This window comes from Pseudomonas sp. DCB_AW (assembly GCF_026240895.1).
In the GTDB taxonomy this organism is placed as follows: domain Bacteria; phylum Pseudomonadota; class Gammaproteobacteria; order Pseudomonadales; family Pseudomonadaceae; genus Aquipseudomonas; species Aquipseudomonas kermanshahensis.
The window spans coordinates 103653-124624 of the sequence record NZ_JAPFCE010000010.1; the positions used below are offsets into that span (position 1 = coordinate 103653).

21 protein-coding genes are annotated in these 20972 nt (G+C 62.4%); 9 read left to right on the top strand and 12 right to left on the bottom strand.

Annotation, left to right across the window (positions count from 1 at the left end; translation table 11 throughout):
• The first annotated feature begins 20 nt into the window (after positions 1-20).
• The 4 genes from OO306_RS09180 to OO306_RS09195 all read left to right on the top strand — a co-directional run bounded on the left by OO306_RS09180 (position 21) and on the right by OO306_RS09195 (position 4997).
• On the top strand, positions 21-1895 hold the full coding sequence (locus OO306_RS09180; RefSeq protein WP_027594082.1) for a methyl-accepting chemotaxis protein: 1875 nt from the start codon (positions 21-23) through the stop codon (positions 1893-1895).
• Between the two features lie 234 nt (positions 1896-2129).
• A complete protein-coding gene (locus OO306_RS09185) occupies positions 2130-3251 on the top strand; it encodes a glycosyltransferase family 1 protein (RefSeq protein WP_099455203.1) in 1122 nt (373 codons plus the stop codon).
• Positions 3244-4008, top strand: coding sequence for a DUF2334 domain-containing protein (locus OO306_RS09190; RefSeq protein ID WP_265968439.1), 765 nt, complete (start codon positions 3244-3246; stop codon positions 4006-4008). Before OO306_RS09185 ends, OO306_RS09190 begins: the two co-directional genes overlap by 8 nt.
• Positions 4005-4997: a lysylphosphatidylglycerol synthase transmembrane domain-containing protein gene (locus OO306_RS09195; RefSeq protein WP_265968441.1), complete on the top strand. Its 993-nt coding sequence runs from the start codon at positions 4005-4007 to the stop codon at positions 4995-4997. Before OO306_RS09190 ends, OO306_RS09195 begins: the two co-directional genes overlap by 4 nt.
• 184 nt (positions 4998-5181) lie before the next feature.
• Here OO306_RS09195 and purU read toward each other — a convergent pair whose 3' ends face one another.
• Positions 5182-6033, bottom strand: a complete 852-nt coding sequence (purU, locus tag OO306_RS09200; protein WP_027594078.1) for a formyltetrahydrofolate deformylase — start codon at positions 6031-6033, stop codon at positions 5182-5184.
• Between the two features lie 283 nt (positions 6034-6316).
• Here purU and mvaT point away from each other — a divergent pair, with 283 nt between their 5' ends.
• Complete coding sequence (gene mvaT, locus OO306_RS09205) at positions 6317-6694, top strand: histone-like nucleoid-structuring protein MvaT (protein ID WP_027594077.1); 378 nt, start codon at positions 6317-6319, stop codon at positions 6692-6694.
• A 73-nt stretch (positions 6695-6767) separates the two neighbouring features.
• Here the strand turns inward: mvaT and sbcB are convergent, their stop codons facing one another.
• The 3 genes from sbcB to OO306_RS09220 form a co-directional block, all read right to left on the bottom strand.
• A complete protein-coding gene (sbcB, locus tag OO306_RS09210) occupies positions 6768-8204 on the bottom strand; it encodes an exodeoxyribonuclease I (protein ID WP_027594076.1) in 1437 nt (478 codons plus the stop codon).
• 36 nt (positions 8205-8240) lie between these two features.
• Entirely contained in the window at positions 8241-8609 is a 369-nt protein-coding gene (locus OO306_RS09215; protein WP_265968461.1) for a PilZ domain-containing protein, read from the bottom strand.
• 123 nt (positions 8610-8732) lie between these two features.
• On the bottom strand, positions 8733-9119 hold the full coding sequence (locus tag OO306_RS09220; protein WP_099430337.1) for a tol-pal system YbgF family protein: 387 nt from the start codon (positions 9117-9119) through the stop codon (positions 8733-8735).
• A 180-nt stretch (positions 9120-9299) separates the two neighbouring features.
• Here OO306_RS09220 and pyk point away from each other — a divergent pair, with 180 nt between their 5' ends.
• A complete protein-coding gene (gene pyk / locus OO306_RS09225) occupies positions 9300-10751 on the top strand; it encodes a pyruvate kinase (RefSeq protein WP_027594073.1) in 1452 nt (483 codons plus the stop codon).
• A 161-nt stretch (positions 10752-10912) separates the two neighbouring features.
• The gene (locus tag OO306_RS09230) at positions 10913-12148 is read left to right on the top strand and encodes a delta-60 repeat domain-containing protein (RefSeq protein ID WP_265968444.1); all 1236 of its coding nucleotides are present in this window, start codon (positions 10913-10915) and stop codon (positions 12146-12148) included.
• Positions 12149-12222: 74 nt separating this feature from the next.
• On the opposite strand, the gene OO306_RS09235 is transcribed toward OO306_RS09230, so the two are convergent.
• The gene (locus OO306_RS09235) at positions 12223-13143 is read right to left on the bottom strand and encodes an iron-sulfur-binding ferredoxin reductase (protein ID WP_265968446.1); all 921 of its coding nucleotides are present in this window, start codon (positions 13141-13143) and stop codon (positions 12223-12225) included.
• Positions 13144-13392: 249 nt separating this feature from the next.
• On the opposite strand from OO306_RS09235, the gene OO306_RS09240 reads away from it, so the two are divergent.
• The gene (locus OO306_RS09240; RefSeq protein ID WP_027594070.1) at positions 13393-14916 is read left to right on the top strand and encodes a fumarate hydratase; all 1524 of its coding nucleotides are present in this window, start codon (positions 13393-13395) and stop codon (positions 14914-14916) included.
• A gap of 120 nt (positions 14917-15036) precedes the next feature.
• Here the strand turns inward: OO306_RS09240 and OO306_RS09245 are convergent, their stop codons facing one another.
• Entirely contained in the window at positions 15037-15909 is an 873-nt protein-coding gene (locus OO306_RS09245; RefSeq protein ID WP_265968448.1) for a carbon-nitrogen hydrolase family protein, read from the bottom strand.
• Positions 15906-16496: a GNAT family N-acetyltransferase gene (locus OO306_RS09250; protein WP_027594068.1), complete on the bottom strand. Its 591-nt coding sequence runs from the start codon at positions 16494-16496 to the stop codon at positions 15906-15908. Before OO306_RS09250 ends, OO306_RS09245 begins: the two co-directional genes overlap by 4 nt.
• 115 nt (positions 16497-16611) lie before the next feature.
• Between OO306_RS09250 and OO306_RS09255 the strand changes: the two genes are divergently transcribed.
• Complete coding sequence (locus tag OO306_RS09255; RefSeq protein WP_085273615.1) at positions 16612-17010, top strand: nuclear transport factor 2 family protein; 399 nt, start codon at positions 16612-16614, stop codon at positions 17008-17010.
• Between the two features lie 124 nt (positions 17011-17134).
• Here the strand turns inward: OO306_RS09255 and OO306_RS09260 are convergent, their stop codons facing one another.
• Genes OO306_RS09260 through OO306_RS09280 form a run of 5 tightly spaced genes read right to left on the bottom strand, consistent with a single transcriptional unit; the run spans position 17135 to position 20906 of the window.
• On the bottom strand, positions 17135-17716 hold the full coding sequence (locus OO306_RS09260; protein WP_177408603.1) for a DJ-1/PfpI family protein: 582 nt from the start codon (positions 17714-17716) through the stop codon (positions 17135-17137).
• Positions 17717-17764: 48 nt separating this feature from the next.
• Positions 17765-18922 carry a phosphatidylserine/phosphatidylglycerophosphate/cardiolipin synthase family protein gene (locus tag OO306_RS09265; RefSeq protein WP_027594065.1) on the bottom strand — a complete coding sequence of 386 codons (1158 nt, stop codon included), beginning with the start codon at positions 18920-18922 and terminating at the stop codon, positions 17765-17767.
• A 1-nt stretch (position 18923) separates the two neighbouring features.
• Complete coding sequence (locus OO306_RS09270; RefSeq protein WP_099430342.1) at positions 18924-19505, bottom strand: YceI family protein; 582 nt, start codon at positions 19503-19505, stop codon at positions 18924-18926.
• A gap of 43 nt (positions 19506-19548) precedes the next feature.
• Positions 19549-19857, bottom strand: coding sequence for an amidase (locus OO306_RS09275; protein WP_265968453.1), 309 nt, complete (start codon positions 19855-19857; stop codon positions 19549-19551).
• Complete coding sequence (locus tag OO306_RS09280) at positions 19854-20906, bottom strand: serine hydrolase (RefSeq protein ID WP_265968454.1); 1053 nt, start codon at positions 20904-20906, stop codon at positions 19854-19856. The genes OO306_RS09275 and OO306_RS09280 overlap by 4 nt, the downstream gene beginning before the upstream one ends.
• Between the last annotated feature and the right edge of the window lie 66 nt (positions 20907-20972).

Sequence of the window (20972 nt, forward strand, 5' to 3'; positions counted from 1 at the left end):
TTAGCGGAACCGATTACTCCATGAGCAAAAGCCTTCGTTTCAGCCACAAGATTCTCTTGGCGGCCTCACTGATCGTGATACTCGCCTTCAGCCTGTTCACCCTCTATAACGATTATCTCCAGCGTAATGCCATCAGAGAGGATCTGGAGAATTATCTGACTGAAATGGGCGAGTCGACTTCGACCAATATCCGCAACCTGTTCGAAGGCCGTATAAAGCTGGTGGAGAACCTGGCACAGAACATTGCCCAGGCCCCCAACGACGCTGAAACCCTGATGGGGCAGAATGCGCTGATCACAAGCTTCCTCACGGTGTACCTGGGCAAGGTCGATGGCGGTTTCAGCGTGCGCCCGGACGCCAAGATGCCTGAGGGTTATGACCCGCGTACCCGCCCCTGGTACAAGGACGGCATGAACGCCTCTGGCGCAACGTTGACCGAGCCGTACATCGACATGACCACCAACAAGATGGTCATCGGCATCCTCAGCAAGGTCTCCAACAGCGTGGGCGTGGTCGGCGGCGACCTGGCCCTCGACGGCTTGGTGCAGATCATCAACTCGCTGAACTTCGGCGGCATGGGCTACGCCTTCCTGGTCAACGACCAAGGTAAAATCCTAGTACACCCGGACCAGAGCCTGGTGATGAAATCGCTGTCAGACCTGTTCCCTCAGCACACGCCGAAACTGTCCGGTGAGCTGACAGAAGTCCAGGCCCAGGGCGAGACCCGCCTGCTCACCTTCACCCCGATCAAAGGCCTGCCTTCAGCCAACTGGTACATCGGCCTGTCGGTGGACAAGGACAAAGCCTTCTCCATGCTCAGCACCTTCCGCACCTCGGCGGTGATCGCTACGCTGGTCGCGGTGGTCATCATCATCGGCCTGCTCGGCCTGCTGATTCGCGTACTGATGCAACCGTTGCTGACCATGACCCGCGCCATGGAAGACATCGCCGAAGGCGAAGGCGACCTGACCAAGCGTCTGCGCATTCACAACCACGACGAATTCGGCCTGCTCGGCAGCGCCTTCAACCGCTTCGTCGAGCGTATCCACGGCTCCATCCGCGAAGTGTCTTCGGCCACCGAGCAGGTCAATGAAGTGGCCCTGCGCGTGATCAGCGCCTCGAACTCGTCGATGACCAACTCGGACGAGCAATCCAACCGCACCAACAGCGTCGCCGCCGCCATCAACGAACTGGGCGCCGCCGCACAGGAAATCGCCGGCAATGCTGCCCAGGCTTCGCAACACGCCAGCTCCGCACGGCTGCTGGCCGAAGAAGGCCAGCAGGTGGTCGAGCGCAACATCGCCGCGATGAACCGCCTGTCCGACCTGATCGTCACCTCCAGTGCGCACATCGAGACGCTCAACAGCAAGACCGTCAACATCGGCCAGATTCTCGAAGTCATCACCAGCATCTCCCAGCAGACCAACCTGCTGGCCTTGAACGCGGCGATCGAAGCCGCCCGCGCCGGTGAAGCCGGGCGTGGCTTTGCCGTGGTCGCCGACGAGGTGCGCAACCTGGCACACCGCACCCAAGAGTCGGCACAACAGGTGCAGACCATGATCGAAGAACTGCAGGTCGGTGCCCGCGAGTCGGTCGACACCATGGGCCAGAGCCAGCGCCACAGCCAGGACAGCGTGCAGATCGCCAACCAGGCCGGCGAGCGGCTGGACAGCGTGACGGTGCGTATCGGCGAGATCGACGGCATGAACCAGTCGGTGGCCACCGCCACCGAAGAGCAGACAGCCGTGGTCGAGGCGATCAACATGGACATCAACGAGATCAACATGCTCAACCAGGAAGGTGTCGAAAACCTGCAGGCCACCCTGCGCGCGTGTTCGGACCTGGAGCAACAGGCTTCGCGCCTGAAACACCTGGTGGGCAGCTTCCGCATCTAATGACGGTTCAATAGCCCCCTGTAGGCGCAGACTTGCGCTGCGAAGAGGCCAGCTCAGCCCACAAAGCTGTAGCGTCCGTGCCGACCTCTTCGCAGCAAAAGGCTGCGCCTACAAGCCCGCAGCAACCAGCCCAACCTCGATCGAACAAACTATCCTTCTGGTAGGTCAACCTTTAGGCGCGTCATCGCCGGCCCATTACGGCCGGATGACAGACCCGAAGACGATCCCGGAGGGATGCTGATCGTGCACATTGCCGACATCACCATGTTCTACGCCCCCGCCAGTGGTGGCGTACGTACCTATCTTGATGCCAAACACCGCCGCCTCGATGCCATCCAAGGCGTGCGCCACAGCTTGTTGATCCCCGGCGCCAGCGCGCAACACACCGATGGCATCTACCAGGTGCCGGCCCCTCCCCTGCCCTTTGGCAATGGCTACCGCTTCCCGGTGCGCCTGGCGCCTTGGTGCAATGTACTGCGCAGCCTCAAACCCGACCTGATCGAAGTCGGCGACCCGTACCTGACCGCTTGGGCTGCCCTGGAGGCACGCCGCCAGCTCGATGTGCCGGTGATTGGCTTCTACCATTCCGACCTGCCGCTGCTGGTCAGCAACCGCATGGGCAATTGGTTCACGCCCAATGTCGAAGCCTACGTCAGCAAGCTGTACGGCAACTTCGACCGGGTGCTGGCCCCCAGCCAGGTGATGGCCGACAAACTGCGCCGGCTGGGCATACGCGATGTGCATGTGCAGCGCCTGGGTGTAGACCTGGCCACCTTCAACCCCGACCACCGCGACCCGCACCTGCGCGCGGAACTTGGGATTGCCGACACCAGCCGCCTGCTGATCTACGCCGGCCGTGGCTCACGGGAAAAGAACCTGCCGGTTCTGCTCGACTGCATGCAGCGCCTGGGGCGGCCCTACCACCTGTTGCTGGTGGGCTCAAACATGCCTGTGAATGTGCCGCAGAACGTCAGCGTAATCGACCACTTCTGCCCGCCGCAGGAGGTCGCCAGGCTGATGGCCAGTGCCGACCTGCTGGTGCATGCCGGGGACCAGGAAACCTTCGGCCTGGTCATTCTCGAAGCCATGGCCAGCGCGACGCCAGTGGTGGCGGTGCGTGCCGGTGCCTTTGGCGAGATCGTCAACGAACAGTGCGGGCGGCTGTGCCAGGCCAATGACGGGGCGGCGATGGCGCAGGCGGTGCGCCAGGTGTTCGAAGAGGGTGTGCGTACCCTCGGCACCCAAGCCCGCCGCCATGTCGAGCAACACTACTCATGGGACAACGTGGTCGCCGGCCTGCTGCAGCATTACCAGGCCGTGCTCGGCCACCAACCGCGGGCGCGGGCCCATGGCTGAAACCGGCAGCGCAGCACGCAGCCTGATGCTGGTGCTGCACGACATCGCGCCCGAGACCTGGCCCGACTACCAACCCTTCGTCGAAGCCGTCGACAAGCTTGGCGGTGTACCCATGACCTGGCTGGTGGTGCCAGACTTTCACCACCGCAACCCCCTGCACCGCTCGCCCACGTTCTGCCGCCTGCTCGACCGGCGCCTGGCACTGGGTGATGAGCTGGCGCTGCATGGCTACTACCATGCTGACGACGGCGCGCCACCGCGCAGCCCCGGCGCATTCTTCATGCGCCGCATCTATACCCATGAAGGCGAATTCTATGGGCTGGATCAACGTCAGGCGCTAGCTCGCCTGGAACAAGGCCTGGCGGTGTTCGAGCGGCAAGCCTGGCCGGTTGCCGGCTTCGTCGCCCCCGCCTGGCTGATGAGCGAAGGCACGCGCCAAGCCCTGCGCCAATTGCCGCTGCGCTACACCAGCACACCGCAGCACCTGTACCGCCTGCCTGAGTTTACCGCCATCGAGGCCCCCGGCCTGGTGTGGAGCGCACGCAGCGCCTGGCGCCGAAGGGTGTCGAAGGTGCTTTGCGACTGGCAATGCCAACGCTGGCGTGGCGCGCAGACCCTGCGCCTCGGCCTGCACCCGGTGGACATGCGCCACCGCGTATCACGCGACTACTGGCTACACACCCTGCAGGCGCTGCTGGCAGAGGGCCGCGAGCCGTTGACCAAGTCCGCCTGGCTGGACCGCCAGGCCAGCGCATGAATCGCCTGGGCTGGCTAGGCCTGGCCCTGCTGGGCGCGGTGTTGGTACCAACGCTGCTGGGCGGCAGCGAACTGCTGCCCAGGCTGCAACGCTTCGACCCCGGCCTGTTACTGATGCTACTGGGCATGATCGTGCTGTGCTGGGTGATCAACGCCATTCGCCTGCGCCTGCTGCTCGGCCAGCAAGGCGCACAACTGCGTTACCTGCGCAGCCTCGGCGTGGTCATGGCCACCGAGTTCGCCATCTGTACCACCCCTGGCGGCAGCGGCGGCCCGCTGACCCTCATGGCCCTGCTGGCGCGCGACCGCATTGGCCCGGCGCGCAGCGGCGCGGTATTCGCCATGGACCAGTTGAACGACTTGCTGTTTTTCTTCTGCGCGATGCTGGCGATCGCCGGCTATGCGTTGTTCCACCGCCTGGGGCACAGCCAGCAAAGCATGTTGCTGGGCAGCGCACTGTTGCTGTGTGCGGCATTGGTCGTAGTGCTGGGGTTGCTGCGCTACCGGCGTGGGCTGATGCGCTTGAACGGTCGCCTATTACAGCGCCTGGGGGTATCTGCGGGGCGTAAACGCCGCTGGGCGCGCAAGCTGCTGCACTTCATCGACGCCCTGGCACAAACCTGGCGCCTGCCCAAGCGCACGCTGGCACTGGTGTTCACCCTGACCTGCGCGCATTGGGGCCTGCGCTACAGCGTGCTGTACCTGGTGCTGAAGGGGTTGGGCGTGGAGCTGTCGTGGATCCCCAGCTTCCTGGTGCAGATGCTCTCGCTCAGCGCCGGCCAGTTCAGCCTGTTGCCGGGGGGCGCAGGTGCCGCCGAATTGACCTCGGCAAGCCTGCTCACACCCTTGGTAGGCAGTTCGACAGCGGCGGCAGCGATCGTTATCTGGCGCGCGGTCACTTACTACTTTTATCTGCTGGCAGGTGGGCCGGTGTTCGCTTGTTTGCTGGCACGCCCGCTGCTGGAGCGTTGGCGGCGTCAGGCGGGTTGAGTTGCTGCCAGAGTTCGGCTGCACCGGGGAAGTCGGTGCCGTCGGCGTCGCTCAGGGCCTCGGGGTCATAGCGGGCCAGGCAGCCCTCGCCGAGGGTTGGCGGTAGTGAGGCGGTGGGTTTATTGCGCGAGTTTGCCATACAACATCCCCAGTCTGGGGGCTGCATCGCAGCCCCGTGTCTGTATCAGTCGAACACTACAGTCTTGTTGCCGTGCACCAGCACGCGGTCCTCGAGGTGATAACGCAGGCCGCGGGCCAGCACCATCTTCTCGACATCACGGCCGAAGCGGACCATGTCTTCGATACTGTCGGCATGGCTGACACGTACCACGTCCTGCTCGATGATCGGGCCGGCATCCAGCTCTTCGGTCACGTAGTGGCACGTCGCACCGATCAGCTTCACGCCGCGCAGGGCCGCTTGATGGTAAGGCTTGGCGCCGACGAACGACGGCAGGAAGCTGTGGTGGATGTTGATCACTTTTTCAGCGTAGTCCTGGCACAGCTGCGGCGGCAGGATTTGCATGTAGCGAGCCAGCACTACCACGTCGGCCGCGTGCTCCTGGACCAGGCGCGACACTTCGGCGAAGGCTGGCGCTTTGTCCTTGGGGTCGACCGGTACATGGAAGAACGGAATGCCGTGCCACTCGACCATGCTGCGCAGGTCGTTGTGGTTGGAGATAACGCAGGGGATATCGCAATCCAGCTCATCGGTGTGCCAGCGGTGCAGCAGGTCGGCCAGGCAGTGGGATTCGCGGCTGGCCATCAACACCACGCGCTTCTTTTGCGCCGAGTCGGTCACACGCCAGGTCATGGAGAACTCTTCGGCGATGGGCGCGAACGCCTCGCGGAATGCCTCGATACCGAATGGCAGGGATTCGGCACGGATTTCATGACGCATGAAGAACCAACCACTCTGTTCATCGGAGTGGTGGCTGGCTTCGTTGATCCAGCCATTGTACAAGGCCAGGAAATTACTGACTTTCGCCACGATGCCAACACGGTCGGGGCAGGCGATCACCAGACGATAGGTGCGCATGAATGAGACTCCAGAACTTCGCAAAGGCGCTCATTCTAGCGGCCCGCCAGGAAAAACGCAGTATGGATCGCACCGCGTGCGTTGTGCACACCGCCAGGCACACAAGACGTGGCCCTGTTCAGCGGCATGACAAAACGCAGGGCTAATGTAAATTTTTGTTCACGCAGAGAAATGTTGTCACAGCTTAATTAACAGTTAATGGCCCATTTGTATGTTTACTTGCGAGTATCGCCTGTCTATTATTGGCCCACACATTTCTGAACACGCATTAAAGGAACTCTCCATGTCCCTGATTAACGAGTACCGCGCCACCGAAGAAGCCATCAAGGAACTTCAAGCCCGCCTGGCCAACCTGTCGCAAGACGACAAGCTGAAGCAAGAGCTGGAGTTCGAAGGCAAACTGCGCACGCTGATGGGCGAGTACTCCAAGTCGCTGCGTGATGTGATTGCCCTGCTCGACCCAGAGTCGAAACTGAGCAAAGCGCCTCGCGGCGCGGTCAAGCCTACCGCCACTAAGCGTGCGCGCAAGGTCAAGCAATACAAGAACCCGCACAATGGTGAAGTGATCGAAACCAAAGGCGGCAACCACAAAACCCTGAAAGAATGGAAAGCCAAGTGGGGTGGTGACGTGGTTGAAAGCTGGGCGACCCTGCTGGACTGATTGTCCGCACGCTCAACGTTGCTTAGCGCAACAAAAAAACGCCGGCTCAATGCCGGCGTTTTTGTTTTTCCATTCACTGCGCAATTGCAAATTGTGCCTGCAGTTTTCGCGCGTGTTCCTGCCACGCATCCAGAACCCGCCGGCCCGCCTCGTCGGCGCCTTCCCAGGCACGCTGCCGCGCCTGCTCGAAATCACCCAGGGTATTCGGCGCGCCCCACTGCGGGTCGCTCAGGCGTTGCTGGCAGAAGCCATACCAACGCTGACGCTCTTCACTGTTCAAGGTCTCAGGGAAGTTGCGAGCCCGATAACGGAACAACAGTTCAGGCATGCGCGGGTCATCGAACATCCAGTGCCCCTGGCCCAATTGCGCGGGTTCCAGCGTGCGAACTTGCTCACACAAACGCCGATCACGGTCGCCCAGAAAACCGTCATACAACTGTTGTTCAGGATCTTCACTTGGCGTGAAATCATCCTTGCCGTAGATGTGTTCCAGCTTGTCTTGCCAGTGTGCTTGTTGATTGGCCAGCTGTTCGCCACGCGATTGTAACAACGTCAAGTCGATGCCCAACCGTTGTTGATCGGCCGGGCGCAATACCGAGAGTGGCGCCAGCACTGGGCAACGATTGATCTGCACCAATTTAAGCGGAACGGGTAATTCGCCCTCGGCCAATTCTTCGTGGCGGGTATACAAGCGCTGACGAAGAACTTCAGGACTTTCCCGCAATAACGGTAGGGTTTCCTGATGCAGGTCGCAGACAATCAGGGCATTGCGATTGCGCGGGTGCCACGCCAGCGGCAGGACCACACCCAGGTAATTACGGGCCGCCGAAAAACGCCCCGAAATATGTACCAGCGGCTGCAACAAACGGACCTGTTCCATCACTTTTTGTTTACTGCGTAGCTGAAACAGCCACTCATACAATTTCGGCTGTTTCTGCCGGATCAAGCGCGCCAGGGCAATCGTGGCCCGCACGTCGGAAAGTGCCTCGTGGGCGTGGCCATGGTCGATGCCATTGGCTTTGCTAAGCAGCTCCAGACGCAGGCTGGTACGGCCATCCTGCTGCGGCCACTCGATGCCTTCAGGGCGCAAGGCGTAGGCCGTGCGCACGATGTCGATCAGGTCCCAGCGGCTGTTGCCGCCCTGCCACTCACGGGCATAAGGGTCGAAAAAGTTGCGGTAAAGGCTGTAGCGCGTCACTTCATCGTCAAAGCGCAGGGTGTTGTAGCCGGCGCCACAGGTGCCTGGGCGCGCCAGTTGCGCGTGCACCCGGGTCATGAATTCGGCTTCGCACAGCCCTTGGGTTTCCAACTGTTGCGGGGTGATGCCGGTGACCAGGCAAGCAGCCGGGTGCGGCAGGATATCGTCCGAGGGGCGGCAATAGAGGCTGATCGGTTCTTCGATTTCGTTGAGGTCGAAGTCGGTGCGCACACCGGCCACCTGCAGCGGCCGGTCGCAGCGCGGGTTGATGCCAGTGGTTTCGTAGTCGTGCCAGAAAATGCTGGAGCTCACGGGGTCGTCCTGTATCGAGGTCGACCCGATTCTAGCCTACTCGGCTCTAGCGGAAGCGTTGGCGGGGCGGAAACTGAAATAGTCGTGCAGAGAGCGAACGAACTCGTCGTACTCGCGGGGCGCCTGCAGCAACATGAAGCCAGAGTCGTAATGGCCGGGCGTCTGGTCTTCGCGGCACCACAGGCAACTGGCGGTGAGGTTGATGAACTGATACCCGCCACCGGCCAGCGGCAAACGCAGTTGCAGCTCGTAATCCGGCCCGACCAGCACCGGCAGTTGGCTGATGAGCATCAACCCGTCTTCTGAGGCATTACCCAGCTGGCCGATCGGCTGATCGGTAAAACGGTTGAAGACCTTGAGAACGCAGGGCAACTGATGGCGTTCGATATGCCGCTTGTTGAAGATGATCACAAGTGCAGTCCGTACCCGGTGCCAGGAATGCGCGGTACTGGCGGTTGTTGTAACAACTGAGTTACAGATTAGCGCAGCGCGCGCGGTTAATCCCGTGAAATAAATCACACCTTGGTGTTAACGCCAAGGGGTGGTCTGCACCGGGTTGGCCACGGCAGCCTCGGCGCCACGGTAATGGCCAAGCTTCTCGAGGGTCTGCAGCCGGGCCTGGGCGCGGTACGCGTATTCGTTGCCCGGGTAGGCATGGATCATGTACTCGTAGGTCTGTGCAGCGTCCACGAACAGTTTCTGGCGTTCCAGGCACTGGCCACGCAGCAGCGACACCTCGGGGTGGACGAACGGTCGCGCGCGGCTGGTGCGGTCGACCTGCGAAAGCTCCAGCATCACCCGCTGGCAATCACCGCGGTCGTAGGCACGGTAGGCATTGTTCAAGTGGTGGTCCATGGACCAGCGGGTGCAGCCGACGGCGCTGGCCGCCAAGGCTAAAACGATCAGGGCTCGCATGAGGGGTCTCCTTTGATGCCAGTGTATCGGCCTTTGCCCATAAATCTTCACACCCTTTTGCAAGGATGCCCTGACCGTTCAAACGCTACCCTGCCTTGGTCGCAGGTAGTGCAACGGAACAATGACTACAGCGAGATTCAGGAGTAGCCTTTCGCTGCGCTTCACTATAGGAGTCTGTGCATGACCATCCGCCGTACCAAAATCGTCGCCACCCTTGGCCCCGCCAGCAACTCGCCGGAAGTGATCGAACAACTGATCCTTGCCGGCCTGGACGTGGCACGTCTGAACTTCTCCCACGGCACGCCGGACGAGCACAAGGCGCGCGCTCGCCTGATCCGTGAAATCGCGGCCAAGAACGGCCGCCACGTCGCATTGCTGGGCGACCTGCAAGGTCCGAAGATCCGCATCGCCAAGTTCAGCAACAAGCGCATCGAACTGAAGATCGGTGACAAGTTCACCTTCTCCACCGCCCACCCGCTGACCGAAGGCAACCAGGACATCGTCGGTATCGACTATCCCGACCTGGTCAAGGACTGCGGCGTCGGTGACGAACTGCTGCTCGACGACGGCCGTGTGGTCATGCGCGTCGAGACCGCCACTGCTGATGCACTGCACTGCGTAGTGATCATCGGTGGCCCGCTGTCGGACCACAAAGGCATCAACCGCAAAGGTGGCGGCCTGACCGCACCGGCCCTGACCGAAAAAGACAAGGCCGACATCAAGCTGGCCGCGGAAATGGACCTGGACTACCTGGCCGTATCGTTCCCACGTGACGCCAGCGACATGGAATACGCCCGCAAGCTGCGTGACGAGGCCGGCGGCAGCGCCTGGCTGGTGGCCAAGATCGAGCGTGCCGAAGCCGTTGCCGACGACGAAACCCTCGACAAGCTGATCGCCGCCTCCGACGCCGTCATGGTTGCCCGTGGCGACCTGGGCGTGGAAATCGGCGACGCCGAGCTGATCGGCATCCAGAAGAAGATCATCCAGCACGCCCGCCGCAACAACAAAGCGGTGATCGTGGCGACCCAGATGATGGAGTCGATGATCCAGAACCCGATGCCGACCCGCGCCGAAGTGTCCGACGTGGCCAACGCCGTGCTGGACAACACCGATGCGGTGATGCTGTCGGCCGAAAGTGCCGCCGGCGCTTACCCGATCGAAGCCGTCCAGGCCATGGCGCGCATCTGCCAGGGTGCCGAGAAGCACCCGACCAACCAGAAGTCCAGCCACCGCCTGCACACCACCTTCGAGCGTTGCGACGAAAGCATCGCCCTGGCGGCCATGTACACCGCCAACCACTTCCCGGGTGTCAAGGCGATCATCGCCCTCACCGAGAGTGGCTACACCCCGCTGATCATGTCGCGCCTGCGTTCGCACGTGCCGATCTTCGCCCTGTCGCCGCACCGCGCTACCCAGGCTCGCGTCTCGATGTTCCGCGGTGTCTACCCGATCGCCTTCGACCCGGCTTCGCTGCCGGCCGACAAGGTGAGCCAGGCGGCGGTCGACGAACTGCTCAAGCGTGGTTTGGTGCAACAAGGTGACTGGGTGATCCTGACCAAGGGCGACAGCTACCACACCATCGGTGGCACCAACGGCATGAAGATCCTGCATGTCGGTGATCCGCTGGTCTGATTGCCTTACACGCCCGTAGTCAAGAAGCCCCGTGAGCCCTACTCACGGGGCTTTTTCATGTCCGCTACCTAGCATTTTTGCCAGTTTCGTCTTGGCGCCCAGCCTGCGATCGTTGAGTGACGCAACGGCTTCACACTGTTCAACACGAAAGGTGAAAAGCGATGAGCACAACCCGCAAACAGAACGTGCTGGACCCTGACTACGGCACCTACGGCGTCGCTCGCCCACACCGGTCGATTCAGCGAATCGCGTCTTCAATCCCAGACGGGGACGGCAGAATTTGCGTTGGCACGGGTGTGGGCGGCAATTACGTCATTTTCCGTGTGGATAACACAGGCAAACTCGATCAACAATTTGGTCAGAACAACGGGCTGACCGAAGGCAAGTTCGCCCCTCCGTTATCCGCCGTTGGCAGCAGCGTTCACCTGCTCTCAGACGGCAAAATCCTCATGATCGGAATGCATAATGGGCTACAACCCGCTCTGGCTCGATTCAGCAGCAGCGGCTTGCTAGACACGTCATTCGGCAAGGATGGCCATGTTTTGATCAAAACGCCCACAGACCTTGAGGTGCACGAGCAAAAAAACGTGTCATCCACACCCCGCGTTATTGAAGTCGCTGAGGGACCACCGCAGGTGCAGACACTCGCGGCGAACGACAAGGTTTACCTCACATTTCAGTTCAACAATAGCCACTCCACGATCATGCGGTTCAACGCCGACGGCGCTTTGGATACGAGCTTCAACGGCACCGGTTACAAGCAGCTTACACCGCCCAGGGGATACCTTACTTACACGACCGCGATGCTTCTGGACGGTGAATTCATTCTGCTGGGCGGGTCAGTCATGACTGCTGATCGCGACTTAGCCTGTGTCATCCGCCTGCACAGTAGCGGTGACTATGACTCGACATTCGGTCACGAAGGCTTTGCCTTCGCCGAGCTGACTTCTCATGCCAACTTTTTCTCGATTGCCAAACTCGCGTCTAACGCCATTGTCTGTGCCGGCGGCGAAGTACCTCAAAAAAGTGTGATCGCCGCTTTCGATCATCAGGGCCAACCGTTGGCGGGCTTCATCACTACCTCACTGGGTACCCGTGGTTACTGGAAAACGGTCGCCGTCTTCCACGACCAGGCCATCATCACCGTAGGCGACACCAGCGGGAGTCAAGCTGATCTTTTGGTCGGCAGGTTCTCGCCCGACGGCCTACCGGACAGTGGTTTTCAGGAGAATGGCTGGCTGTCGTTTTCTCTAGGCAAGAGCATGGATAGGGTCTCAAGCAGCGAACTGCAGCCAGACGGCAGCACATTGGTTACCGGCGAGGACGATGAGGAAGAGGAAGAGGAGCAAGGCTGGACCCGCAAAGGTTTCCTGCTACGTTGCCTCACAGCGCCCTGACAATCAGCACCGGCACATGGCAACTGGTCAATCGCGAACTGCCCGCGATTGACCAAGGTGCATCGTCCAAGGGTTCAAACGTGTTCAACAAAGGCATCCGCATACACCTGGCCTCTCGGCACCCCAGCAATGAACAGGCGCCGGGCGAAACGCTCGACACTCGCGGGCGCCCCGCATACGAGGGCCACCGTCTGTCGGGACACCATCCGCAACCCCGCCAGCGCTTCCTCCATCTGCTCCGCCAGCACCAGCTCGACGGTGACACCTACCCTGCCCTGCAACGCTTCAGCCAGGTAATGCCCGGTACTGTCCCGCGCCACATGCAGCACCCGAATCTCGCCGCGATGCCCCTGCCGCATAGCCTCACGCAAGATGCCCCACAATGGCGCAAGCCCGGTACCCGCCGCCAACATCCACAGCGGCCGCTCCTGCCAGTCCGGGTCGTAGTGCAACGCCCCGCCCCTGAGCTCGCCCAGGCGCAGCTCATCACCAACCCGCAAGCTCCGAGCGCTGTCACAAAACGCCCCTGGCCGCCGGCAGTCGATATGAAACTCGAGAAAATCATCCTCACCCGGCAGGCTTGCCAACGAATATGGCCGCGCGACCGCACCGTTCCACAGCACCAGATGCTGGCCGGCCTGGTAGCGCAGCGCCCGCTCGGGCCGCAGGCGCAAGCGCAACACATCGCCAAACCAGTCCAGTGCACATACCGTCGCGGGCATGCCTTCGAGCAGCGGGTCGAACACCGCCACGCGCAGGTCATCCACCACCCGGCACTGGCACGCCAGGCGCCAGCCCTGTGCGTGCTTGTCCAGCGCCAAGGCCTCGGGCAAGGCATCCGCCGGTTGCCCGTCCAGGCAATGCACCAGGCAGGCGTGGCAACTGCCTGCGCGGCAGCTGTAGGGCACATTCAAGCCCGCCGCGTTCAAGGCATCGAGCAGGTTGCTGCCGGTGGGCACCGTCCAGCGGCGCTCGCCCACACAGAGTTCAGGCATGGTCATCATTCTCCGGGTACACATCGTCACTCTAAGGCAAGCCGCTATTGGCAGCAAAAAGGATGCCCGCCACCCTGCCGACCATGGTCCAGACCACACGCAGGTGTTTCGCACGGTGAGGCGCGCTATACTGCCGCGCCTTTTTACGTCGGCCTGACCTGCCGACGCCTTGCCAGGCGTTTCGACACACAGGTGTGCAGTGTCGAAGGGCCTTTACGAATGTTCCCGTCTTTAAGAGGAGCGCGCTGCATGACCGTGATCAAGCAAGACGACCTGATTCAGAGCGTTGCCGACGCCCTGCAATTCATCTCGTACTACCACCCCGTCGATTTCATCCAGGCGATGCACGAGGCCTACCTGCGTGAAGAGTCGCCTGCCGCGCGCGACTCCATCGCCCAGATCCTGATCAACTCGCGCATGTGCGCCACCGGCCACCGTCCGATCTGCCAGGACACCGGTATCGTTACCGTGTTCGTGCGCGTCGGTATGGACGTGCGCTGGGACGGCGCCACCCTGAGCGTCGACGACATGATCAACGAAGGTGTGCGTCGCGCCTACAACCTGCCTGAGAACGTCCTGCGCGCCTCGATCCTGGCCGACCCGGCCGGTGCCCGCAAGAACACCAAGGACAACACCCCGGCCGTCATCCACTACTCGATCGTCCCTGGCGACAAGGTCGAAGTCGATGTCGCAGCCAAAGGCGGCGGCTCGGAAAACAAGTCGAAGATGGCCATGCTCAACCCGTCCGACTCGATCGTCGACTGGGTGCTGAAGACCGTTCCGACCATGGGCGCTGGCTGGTGCCCACCTGGCATGCTCGGCATCGGCATCGGCGGTACCGCCGAGAAAGCTGCGGTCATGGCCAAGGAAGTGTTGATGGAGTCCATCGACATCCATGAGCTGAAAGCCCGCGGCCCGCAAAACCGCATCGAAGAGATCCGCCTGGAGCTGTTCGAGAAGGTCAACCAGCTGGGCATCGGTGCCCAAGGCCTGGGCGGCCTGACCACTGTGCTCGACGTCAAGATCATGGACTACCCGACCCACGCAGCCTCGCTGCCGGTGTGCATGATCCCGAACTGCGCTGCCACCCGTCACGCGCACTTCGTGCTCGATGGCTCCGGCCCAGCCGAGCTGGAAGCGCCGTCGCTGGACGCCTACCCAGAAATCGTCTGGGAAGCCGGCCCAAGCGCCCGCCGCGTCAACCTCGACGACATCACTCCGGAAGAAGTCGCCAGCTGGAAGCCAGGCGAGACCATCCTGCTCAACGGCAAGATGCTCACCGGCCGTGACGCCGCGCACAAGCGCATGGTCGAGATGCTCAACCGTGGCGAAGAATTGCCAGTGGACCTCAAAGGCCGCTTCATCTACTACGTCGGCCCAGTCGACCCGGTCGGTGACGAAGTGGTTGGCCCAGCCGGCCCGACCACCGCTACCCGCATGGACAAGTTCACCCGCCAGATCCTCGAGCAAACGGGCCTGCTGGGCATGATCGGCAAGTCCGAGCGTGGCCCGACCGCCATCGAAGCGATCAAGGACAACAAGGCCGTGTACCTGATGGCCGTTGGCGGCGCCGCTTACCTGGTAGCCCAGGCGATCCGCAAGTCGAAGGTCCTGGCCTTCGCCGAGCTGGGTATGGAAGCGATCTACGAGTTCGACGTGAAAGACATGCCAGTCACCGTCGCGGTGGACAGCAACGGTGAGTCGGTGCACATCACCGGCCCTGCGCTGTGGCAGAGCAAGATTGCCGAAAGCCTGGCTGTTGAAGTGAAGTAATTCACCTCTGGCCTGATCGAAAACGCCCGGCATCCGCCGTAATGCTGTTCACTTAGGGCCGCAGAGCGGCCCCGGCATTCTTAAGTGAACAGCATTACGGCATCCGCCGGGCGTTTTCATTTACAGCATCCGCCCGAACTGCTCTGGCCAGTCGCGCCGGGTAAATACCTGCCCCTCCTGCCTCACCCGCCGTACGGCCTCAAGGTCTACCTCACACATCAGCCACTGGCTGCCGGCCGGGTTGAGCTGATCACTCAGCGCCACCACGCCATCCGCGGGCATCCCATGGTCCGGCGGTACGAACAACCCCGCACGCCCAATGTTCTCATCCAGCGCTGGCGACCACGGCGCCAGCCCTACCGTCGGACTCTGCAGCACGGCAATCTGGTTTTCCAGCGCCCTTGCCTGGGCGCCGATACGCACCCGGTTGTAACCGGCCTCAGTGTCGGTGCAACTGGGGGCCAGAATCAGGTCGACGCCCGCTTCAGCCAAGTGCCGGGCCAGCATCGGAAACTCGTTGTCGTAGCAGATCAGAATGCCCAGCTTGCCAAGCTTGGTCTCGAATACCTTCAGCCCCTCGCCCGGCGCGATGTCCCATTGTTCGCGCTCGAAGCGGGTCATGATCAGTTTGTCCTGATAACCCAGCACACCGTCGGGGCCAAACAGCCACGCGCGGTTGCGATAGCGGCCATCGCCGTCCTGCACCGGCAGGCTGCCAGGTTGCAGATAGATACCCCAGCGCCGGGCGATACGCTCACACAAGGCCTTCCAGGGTTCGATCAACGGCTGGATACCGGCGATGGAACCCTTCAGGTCACCCCGCTGCTCCTCGCGTAGCAGCCCGCTGAGCACCAGGCCCGCGTACTCCGGCAACAGCAGCAACTGGGCGCCGTCTTGCACGGCTTCGGCGCACAAGCGCTGCAGGTGGTCGACGTAAGCATCCCAGGTCTTGTGCAGCTCGATGGCGTACTGGCAGGCCGCCAGACGGATCATATCGGCAGTTCCTTGAGCCAGAACGACATGATCTTTTCGGACGTTTCCTGCTCATCCAGGTCGCGCCAGCCATAGGTGGTGCGCAAAGAGGGGTCGTGCAGAAAGCCTCGATTGCGCCAAAACCCTTGCAAGGGCTTGTAATCAGCCGGCCGCCGGGGGTGCACGCCTGGGCGCTCGACGGCACAGAAGGCGCAATAGTCGAACTCGGCGAGCTTGTGGGCATAGGACTCGCGTTCGATAAAGAAGCGCACGCCCAGGCCTTGGCCCCGGTACTCCGGCAACACGACCGATTCACCGAAGTAGTACACGCTGGCAGGGTCACGCCCTTGGGCCAGGAACGGTTGCTGGAACTCGGCGGCAACGTCCACCAGCGGCAGGCCGGTGGCGGCACCCACCACCCGGCCGGCGTCCAGCGCCAGCACCACCAGGCTGCGCCCGGAGCGGGCGTAAGTAGACAGGTAGTCGGCCTCATACTCCGGCGTGCCGTCGTAAAGGTAGGGAAACTCGCGGAACACGGTCAGGCGCAGGCGAGCGAGGTCATCGATGTAAGGCGCGATAGCGGCGCCGTGCAACAGGCGTATTTCCATGCTTGGCGGTCGTTTTGTCGATGTGGATGACGCGCTCGGCTAAGCCGGGCTTGAGGGGAAACCCTATCATCCGAACCCACGCTCCGCCTTTTCCCTACACGACAGGTATTGTTCCATGACCGCTACCGAACTGGTAAATGCATACTACGCAGCCTTCAATGCCGGTGACATGCCAGGCTTTCTCGCCCTGCTCAGCGAAGACGTGATCCACGACATCAACCAGGGCGAGCGGCAGATGGGCAAGGCCAGGTTTGCCGCGTTCATGGACAAGATGAACCGCTGCTACCGCGAGCGCCTGGCCGATATCGTGGTGATGCAGAATGCCGACGGCAGCCGGGCAGCGGCGGAGTTCACGGTGCATGGCGAATACCTCGCCAATGACGAAGGGCTACCTGCGGCCAATGGGCAGACGTATGTGCTGTCGGCGGGGGCGTTCTTTTATATTCACTGCGGCAAGATTGCCCGGGTGACCAACTACTACAACCTCAATGACTGGGTTGAGCAGGTTGGTTAAGGCTGTTCCAGCTGTGCTGCCTGTACTGGCCCTTTCGCGGGCAAGCCCGCTCCCACAGGTGCTCTACTGAACTGAAGGGCAGCAGCTACCCTGCGGGAGCGGGCTTGCCCGCGAATGGGCCGGTTCAGGAAATGCGAGTCCCCAGCACCTTCAAAAATGCCGCCAGCCAGGCCGGGTGCGCAGGCCACGCCGGCGCAGTCACCAGGTTGCCATCCACGTGCGCCTGGTCCACCGCGATATCGATGAACGTGCCGCCCGCCAAGCGCACCTCCGGTGCACACGCCGGGTAGGCACTGCACTCGCGCCCTTCCAACACGCCAGCCGCTGCCAGCAACTGAGCCCCGTGGCACACTGCGGCAATCGGCTTGCCCGCATCGTTGAACGCCCTGACCAGGTCCAGCACTTTGTCATCCAGGCGCAGGTATTCGGGGGCACGGCCACCGGGGATCAGCAGGGCGTCATAACTTTCGGCACGCACGCGCACAAAGTCGTAGTTCAGGGCAAAATTATGCCCCGGCTTCTCGCTGTAAGTCTGTTCACCCTCGAAGTCATGGATGGCAGTGCGCACGGTCTGGCCCGCGAGCTTCTCGGGGCACACGGCATGCACCGTATGGCCCACCATGCTCAGGGCCTGGAACGGCACCATCGCCTCGTAATCTTCGACGTAATCACCCACCAGCATAAGAATCTTCTTCGCCGTCATCACATCCACTCCTTCCATTGCCTGTGAACAGTCACTGCACGATAGTCGCTCTTAGTCACGGCGGTCGAGTACGTTGACCACCAGCCGGTCGAGCCACCCCCACACCCGCTGTTTCACCCGTCGCCACAGTGGCCGGGCATGCCAGTGAGCGAGGTCGACTTCTTCGCTCAAGGCGAAATCACGCTCGAAACTGGCCACCACGGCAGCGGTCAGCGGCGGGTCAAGGGCCTCGATGTTGGCCTCAAGGTTGAAGCGCAGGTTCCAGTGGTCAAAGTTGCACGAGCCGACGCTGACCCAGTCGTCCACCACGGCCATTTTCAGGTGCAGGAAACACGGCTGGTACTCGAATATCTTCACCCCGGCGCGCAACAGACGTGGGTAATAGCGATGCCCGGCATAGCGCACCGACGGGTGGTCGGTACGCGGCCCGGTCAGCAACAAGCGCACGTCAAGGCCCTTGCTGGCTGCACGGCGCAACGAGCGGCGCACGCTCCAGGTCGGCAGAAAATACGGCGTGGCCAGCCATACCCGCTGCTTGCCGCTGTTCAGCGCACGCACCAACGCATGCAGGATGTCCTGATGCTGACGGGCGTCGGCATAGGCTACCCGGCCCATACCCTGCCCTTGTGCCGGCACCTTGGGCAGGCGTGGCAGGCCAAAGCCTTCAGCCGGCCGCCAGGCGGTGCGGCGGTTGTTGGCGTGCCATTGGCGGTCGAACAGCAGTTGCCAGTCGGTGACCACAGGGCCTTCTATTTGCACCATCACCTCATGCCATTCGCTGGTAGCGGTGCCCGGCGTCCAGAATTCATCGGTGACACCCGTGCCGCCCACCGCCGCCCACCGCTCGTCCACCAGCAGCAGCTTGCGGTGATCGCGGTAGAGGTTACGCAGGCCACGCTTCCAGCGCAGGCGGTTGTACCAGCGCAGGTACACGCCGGCCTCAAGCAGCCGCTGGCGCAAGGCGCTGTTGAAGGCCAGCGAACCATAGTCATCGAACAGGCAGCGCACCCGCACACCACGCCGGGCAGCGTGTGCCAGCGCGTCGACCACCGCATCGGCGCACGCGCCCGCTTCGACCAGATACAGTTCGAGGTCGACCTGGAACTCGGCACGCGTGATCGCCTGGAGCATGCGTGGAAAGAACTCGGGGCCGTCGATCAGCAGTTCGAACTGGTTGCCATCCCGCCAGGGGAAGACCGGCCCCGGCATGTCAGCGGGCGGTAAAGATCAGCACCGCATTAACCGGTACCGATGGGTTGATGGACTTGAGCCCAGCGAACTTGCGCAAGCTCTCCAGCCCCGGCACCAGGCCAAAATCCTCGGCGCGCAGTACCAAGGGCTCCAGGGTCACCACCTGGAAGCGCCGCTCGTCCAGCCGTGTGGCCAGCAGCAAGGCATTGTAGCTGTGGGACTGGCCATGCAGCGTCACCGTCAGTGGCAGGCGCAGTTCGATCTGCGCACCGTTGGCCAGGTCGTTGATCGGCCGCAGGTCCAGCTGTGCCTTCACCGTGGCCTCGGCGAACTGCTCGACCTCGAACAGGCCGTCACGCATGCGCTCGTCGCGCAGCGGGATGCCACTGCTGACCGAATCCATTTCGATACGCAGGCCAGCCGCACCCTTGCGGTCCACCGTGCCATGCAGCACCAGAAAGCGATGAACTTCGGCCGTATCACCGTTTTTGCCGGTAATGAACGACAGGCGTGATGACTCGCCATCGAGGTGCCAGTTGGCGTGGGCAGGAAGGCATAGGGCCAGCAATAATGCGGGCAGGAGACGGGGCAACTTGAACATGACAGATCTCGTGAAACAAGACCGCAACCTTACCCGCCCGCCATCATGGCAGCAAGCGGCAGCCCTCGCGCACGCCCTGCCAGGCAGCCTGGTTACGCCGGCCCAGGCCTTCGGCGGTAACGCGCCGTTGCTCGCTGCTTTCTTCAAGCAGGCTCAGCGGCAGCCACTGTTTCACGTAGGCGTTGCAGTAGGCCGGGTCGAACCCCATGACGAAGCGGCACGAGCAATACTCCTTGGCCGAATAGGCCGAGAGAATGCTCGGGAAATCCGCCAGCGCCTGGCGCGCCTGCCACGCGCTCCAGCCCAGCGACACGGCAAGCAGCGCCACAAGCACCCGCAGCGCCCGCCTCATGCGCCCTCCCCGGCCAGCGCCGCCAACACACGCTTGAGCAGTTGGTCATGCTGGTAGGTGCCGTCGCGGTCATCGGCATAGCGGACAATCACCAGTTTTTGCCCAGGCAACACGTACAGCGCCTGGCCCCAATGGCCCAGCGCGGCGTAGGTGTCCGCGGGGGCATCCGGCCACGCCCGCGCATCGTTGAGCCACCAGTGCCCACCCGGGTTGGCTTCGCCCGGCACTGGCTCGGCCGGTGCAAAGGGTGTGCGATTGAAGGCTACCCAGGTTGCAGGCAGCAGCTGCCGATCACCCCAGCGCCCCTCGCGCTGCATCAGCAGGCCAATGCGCGCCAGGTCCCGGGCAGTCAGGTAGAGGTACGAAGAACCGACATAGGTACCGGCAGCATCGCGCTCCCACACCGCGCTGTGAATGCCCAGCGGCGTAAACAGCGCCTGCCAGGGGTAGTCGGGGTACTGCCCGGCATCGAGCATGCCGCGTAACGCTGCGGCCAGCAGGTTGCTGTCACCGCTGGAATACAAAAAATGCTGCCCTGGTGTGCGGGCCGCTGGCCGCGCCGCTGTGTAGGCCGCCATGTCCCCACGGCCGCGGGTGTAGAGCATGGCCACCACGGAGGAGTTTAACGGGGCGTACTCGTAGTCTTCCTGCCAGCCCAGGCCGCTGGCCCAGTGCAGCAGGTCGGCCAGGCGCACGTCCGGGTGTGTTTGCATGGGTGGATAGAAGCGGGCGACCGGGTCCTGCAGTTGGAAGCGGCCTTCGCCTTGGGCAACACCCAGCACCGTGGCCAGCACGCTCTTGCTCACGGACCAGGTGAGGTGCACGGTATGGGCGGTTGTGGGGTGGGTGTAGCGTTCATAGAGAATGCGGCCGTCGCGGATGATCAGCAGGGCGTTGGTGTGGATGCTGCGGTCAGCGGGGAAGGCGTAGGCGTCGACGGCTTGCCAGTCGCGGGGGGCAGGGTCGGTTTGCCAGTCGGGGGCTGGCCAGTGTTCGGCGCGGGCCGAGGACATGACAAGCCACAGCAGGGCCAGCAGAACCTTTTCCATCTTGAGCTCACATAATATGGGGCTGCGTTGCAGCCCATCGCCGGCAAGCCAACGCCTACCGGGCAT

What these genes read in the sequence shown, in the direction of transcription:
- OO306_RS09185 (WP_099455203.1), top strand. Translation starts at nt 2,130, where the DNA reads ATGCTGATCGTGCACATTGCCGACATCACCATGTTCTACGCCCCCGCC.
- mvaT (WP_027594077.1), top strand. Translation starts at nt 6,317, where the DNA reads ATGTCCCTGATTAACGAGTACCGCGCCACCGAAGAAGCCATCAAGGAA.
- OO306_RS09240 (WP_027594070.1), top strand. Translation starts at nt 13,393, where the DNA reads ATGACCGTGATCAAGCAAGACGACCTGATTCAGAGCGTTGCCGACGCC.
- OO306_RS09220 (WP_099430337.1), bottom strand. Translation starts at nt 9,119, where the DNA reads ATGCGAGCCCTGATCGTTTTAGCCTTGGCGGCCAGCGCCGTCGGCTGC.
- OO306_RS09270 (WP_099430342.1), bottom strand. Translation starts at nt 19,505, where the DNA reads ATGTTCAAGTTGCCCCGTCTCCTGCCCGCATTATTGCTGGCCCTATGC.
- OO306_RS09275 (WP_265968453.1), bottom strand. Translation starts at nt 19,857, where the DNA reads ATGAGGCGGGCGCTGCGGGTGCTTGTGGCGCTGCTTGCCGTGTCGCTG.
- OO306_RS09245 (WP_265968448.1), bottom strand. Translation starts at nt 15,909, where the DNA reads ATGATCCGTCTGGCGGCCTGCCAGTACGCCATCGAGCTGCACAAGACC.
- OO306_RS09190 (WP_265968439.1), top strand. Translation starts at nt 3,244, where the DNA reads ATGGCTGAAACCGGCAGCGCAGCACGCAGCCTGATGCTGGTGCTGCAC.
- OO306_RS09255 (WP_085273615.1), top strand. Translation starts at nt 16,612, where the DNA reads ATGACCGCTACCGAACTGGTAAATGCATACTACGCAGCCTTCAATGCC.
- purU (WP_027594078.1), bottom strand. Translation starts at nt 6,033, where the DNA reads ATGCGCACCTATCGTCTGGTGATCGCCTGCCCCGACCGTGTTGGCATC.
- pyk (WP_027594073.1), top strand. Translation starts at nt 9,300, where the DNA reads ATGACCATCCGCCGTACCAAAATCGTCGCCACCCTTGGCCCCGCCAGC.
- OO306_RS09230 (WP_265968444.1), top strand. Translation starts at nt 10,913, where the DNA reads ATGAGCACAACCCGCAAACAGAACGTGCTGGACCCTGACTACGGCACC.
- OO306_RS09235 (WP_265968446.1), bottom strand. Translation starts at nt 13,143, where the DNA reads ATGCCTGAACTCTGTGTGGGCGAGCGCCGCTGGACGGTGCCCACCGGC.
- OO306_RS09265 (WP_027594065.1), bottom strand. Translation starts at nt 18,922, where the DNA reads ATGCCGGGGCCGGTCTTCCCCTGGCGGGATGGCAACCAGTTCGAACTG.
- OO306_RS09195 (WP_265968441.1), top strand. Translation starts at nt 4,005, where the DNA reads ATGAATCGCCTGGGCTGGCTAGGCCTGGCCCTGCTGGGCGCGGTGTTG.
- OO306_RS09180 (WP_027594082.1), top strand. Translation starts at nt 21, where the DNA reads ATGAGCAAAAGCCTTCGTTTCAGCCACAAGATTCTCTTGGCGGCCTCA.
- OO306_RS09280 (WP_265968454.1), bottom strand. Translation starts at nt 20,906, where the DNA reads ATGGAAAAGGTTCTGCTGGCCCTGCTGTGGCTTGTCATGTCCTCGGCC.
- OO306_RS09250 (WP_027594068.1), bottom strand. Translation starts at nt 16,496, where the DNA reads ATGGAAATACGCCTGTTGCACGGCGCCGCTATCGCGCCTTACATCGAT.